This window comes from Microbacterium sp. 71-23 (assembly GCF_001897265.1).
Taxonomy (GTDB): domain Bacteria; phylum Actinomycetota; class Actinomycetes; order Actinomycetales; family Microbacteriaceae; genus Microbacterium; species Microbacterium ginsengisoli.
The window spans coordinates 1-3266 of record NZ_MKSL01000022.1 but is presented as its reverse complement, the minus strand read 5'-3'; the positions used below and the strand labels follow the sequence as shown (position 1 = coordinate 3266).

At 69.0% G+C, this 3266-nt stretch carries 3 protein-coding genes and 1 pseudogene; 2 read left to right on the top strand and 2 right to left on the bottom strand.

Annotated features, from left to right (window positions below):
- Positions 1-833: ammonium transporter (locus BGO15_RS09805; protein WP_502689161.1), on the bottom strand; the 833-nt coding region annotated here is incomplete at its 3' end.
- Between the two features lie 173 nt (positions 834-1006).
- Entirely contained in the window at positions 1007-2032 is a 1026-nt protein-coding gene (zapE, locus tag BGO15_RS09800) for a cell division protein ZapE (protein WP_286748151.1), read from the bottom strand.
- Between the two features lie 123 nt (positions 2033-2155).
- On the opposite strand from zapE, the gene BGO15_RS09795 reads away from it, so the two are divergent.
- Both BGO15_RS09795 and BGO15_RS09790 read left to right on the top strand, forming a co-directional pair.
- Entirely contained in the window at positions 2156-3058 is a 903-nt protein-coding gene (locus BGO15_RS09795; protein ID WP_286748150.1) for a sulfurtransferase, read from the top strand.
- Between the two features lie 43 nt (positions 3059-3101).
- A pseudogene (locus BGO15_RS09790) lies at positions 3102-3266 on the top strand (cysteine desulfuration protein SufE); the annotation flags it as partial.

The window sequence follows — 3266 nt, the reverse complement described above, 5'->3', positions numbered from 1 at the left end:
CCGATCGAGGTGGGCTTGCCGTCCTTGATCTTCTCGACGATCAGCCAGCCGATGGTCGCGGCAGCAGGCGCGGCGAGGGTGTTGATCCACGCGATCGCGGCGACACCGTCGACCGCGGCCTCGGATCCTGCGTTGAAGCCGAACCAGCCGAACCACAGGAGCGCAGCGCCGAGGAGGGTCAGCGGCACGTTGTGCGGCTTGGTGATCCCCTTCTGGAAACCCACGCGCTTGCCGAGGACCAGTGCCAGGGCGAGGCCTGCCGCACCCGCGTTGATGTGCACGGCCGTGCCGCCCGCGAAGTCGTTGACGCCGAGCAGGTGGGGCGCCCAGCCGTCACCGAGGTTGAACACCCAGTACGCGACCGGGAAGTAGACGACCGTGACCCAGATGCCGGCGAAGACCATCCATGCGCCGAACTTGGCGCGATCCGCGATGGCGCCCGAGATCAGCGCGACGGTGATGATGGCGAACGTCGCCTGGAAGCCGACGAAGGCGAGGGCGCCCAGGTCCGGCGACATCGCGCCGTCCTTGCCGATGCCGAGCAGCTTGCCGAGGCCGATCAGCCCATCGAAGGGGTTGCCGAGCCAGTTCTGGATGAGCGGCGTGCCGAACGACATGCCGTAGCCGTACAGAACCCAGAGCACGGCGACCAGCGCGATGGCGCCGAAGCTCATCATCATCATGGAGACGACGCTCTTCGCCTTGACCATGCCGCCGTAGAAGAACGCGACGCCGGGGGTCATGAGCAGGACGAGGGCTGCTGCCACGAGCAGCCACAGTGCATTGACGTTGGCCTGCGTGGCCGCGGGCTCCGCTGCTGCAATCACATGCATAGGGATTACCTCTCAGGTGTTTCTCTCGGGTATCCGACGCCCGCAACGGCGGTCGGGTCTTCGTTGAGAGTTTGCTGAGAAGAGGTTTCCGCGGGCGGGTTTCCACGTTTCGTCGCGGTTACGGAGCCGGGCGGGATGTAAACATCGTGTTTCCCCGCGTCAGACTCGGCGTGTCACGCTGAGGTGAGTGCGATGAGGCGGGAGATGGCGCGGAGGTACTTCTTGCGGTACCCGCCGGCCAGCATCTCTTCGCCGAAGACGTCGCTGAGCGGTCGCCCCGTGGACCGGATCGGCACCTGGGCGTCATAGGCGCGGTCGACGAACGCGACGAACCGCAGCGCGGCCGACTGGTCCTGCAGCTGCTCGACATCGCGGAGCCCGATGGCGGTCACGCCGGCGACGAGGCGGATGTAACGGGACGGATGCACGTGCGACAAGTGCGCGACGAGCTGCGCGAACACGTCGTCGGAGACGACGCCGTGAGCCGCGCCATCCGCGATCGCCCGCTCGTACGCCGCGTCGTCGAGCACCTTGGCCTGCCCGTCGATCGCGCGCTGCCGGTAGTCGGTGCCGTCGATGCGGACGGTCTGGAAGCTCGCCGACATCGCGTGGATCTCCCGGAGGAAGTCCTGCGCCGCGAAGCGCCCCTCACCCAGGGCGTTCGGCGGGGTGTTGGAGGTGGCCGCCAGCCGGGTCCCGCCCGCGACGAGCTCGCCGAGCAGTCGCGTCATGACCATCGTGTCTCCCGGGTCGTCGAGCTCGAACTCGTCGATGCACAGGAGGTCGGCGCCGCGGAAGAGCTCGACGGTGTTCTGGTAGCCGAGAGCCCCCACGAGCGCCGTGTACTCGATGAACGACCCGAAGTACTTCCGGCGCACCGGCATGGCGTGGTACGTCGCCGCGAGGAGGTGGGTCTTGCCCACCCCGAATCCGCCGTCCAGGTAGACGCCGGGCTTCACCTCGGGCTCCTTCTTCGCGCGACGGAAGAAGCCGCCCCTCGCCGGCGGTGCGCCCCCGCCCGAGAAGGCCACGAGGAGGTCCTTCGCCTCGGCCTGCGACGGGTACGCGGGATCGGGACGATAGGTCTCGAACGTCGCGTGGTCGAACTGCGGCGGCGGGACGAGGGCCGCGACCATCTCGTCGCCGGTCACCTGAGGCGTCCTGTCGACGAGGTGGACGATGCCGGAGGGCGAACTCATTCGGGTCCGATCATGTCGGAGTTCGTAAGAAAGGGAGCGGTGCCCGATGGGGCAACTAGTGTCGAATTCGACGGAGTTCACCCTATCGCCGTCGCCCGCCACCCCCGATCCGAGGAGCATCCGGTGTCCGTCGAGACCGACACGTCGTCCCCCAAGTTCTCCGAGTACGCGGAGCCCGGCCGGCTGGTCACCGGCGACTGGCTTCAGGAGCGCCTGGGCTCGCCGGGCCTCGTCGTGGTCGAGTCGGACGAGGACGTCCTCCTGTACGAGACCGGCCACATCCCGGGCGCGGTGAAGGTCGACTGGCACACCGAGCTCAACGACCCGGTCGTCCGTGACTATGTCGACGGCGAGGGCTTCGCCGCGCTGCTGAGCGCCAAGGGCATCTCGCGCGACGACACCGTCGTCATCTACGGCGACAAGAACAACTGGTGGGCGGCGTACGCGCTGTGGGTCTTCTCGCTCTTCGGGCACGAGGACGTGCGGCTGCTCGACGGCGGGCGTGACCTCTGGATCGCCGAGGGCCGTCCGATCACGACGGAGAAGACCTCGCGCACCGCGACCGCGTACCCCGTGGTGGAGCGCGACGACTCCGTGCTGCGCGCGTACCGCGATGACGTCCTCGCGCACTTCGGCGCGCCCCTCATCGACGTGCGCTCGCCCGAGGAGTACACCGGCGAGCGCACCTCCGCCCCCGCCTATCCCGAGGAGGGCGCGCTGCGCGCCGGCCACATTCCGACGGCGCGCAACGTGCCGTGGGCGCGCGCCGTCGCCGCCGACGGGACCTTCCGCTCGCGCGAGGAACTCGACGCGATCTACCGCGGGGAGGCGGGGCTCTCGGACGGCGACGCCGTCATCGCGTACTGCCGCATCGGCGAGCGGTCGAGCCACACGTGGTTCGTGCTGCAGCACCTGCTGGGGTTCCCGCACGTGCGCAACTACGACGGGTCGTGGACCGAGTGGGGCAGCGCGGTGCGGGTTCCGATCGCGACCGGCGCGGAGCCGGGCGACGCGCCCGCCCGATGAGCGTCGGGGTCCCGCCGCCGTCTCGGGTGGGACAATGGGATCGATGACCGAGCCCTCGCTCCCCGACTCGCTGGCGGAGATCCGCGACGAGTTCCTCGAGCTTCCCGAAGCCGACAGGCTGCAGCTCCTCCTGGAGTTCTCTCAGGAGCTGCCCGACGTCCCCGCCGCCTACGAGGATCATCCCGAGCGCTACGAGCGGGTGGCGGAG

What these genes read in the sequence shown, in the direction of transcription:
- zapE (WP_286748151.1), bottom strand. Translation starts at nt 2,032, where the DNA reads ATGAGTTCGCCCTCCGGCATCGTCCACCTCGTCGACAGGACGCCTCAG.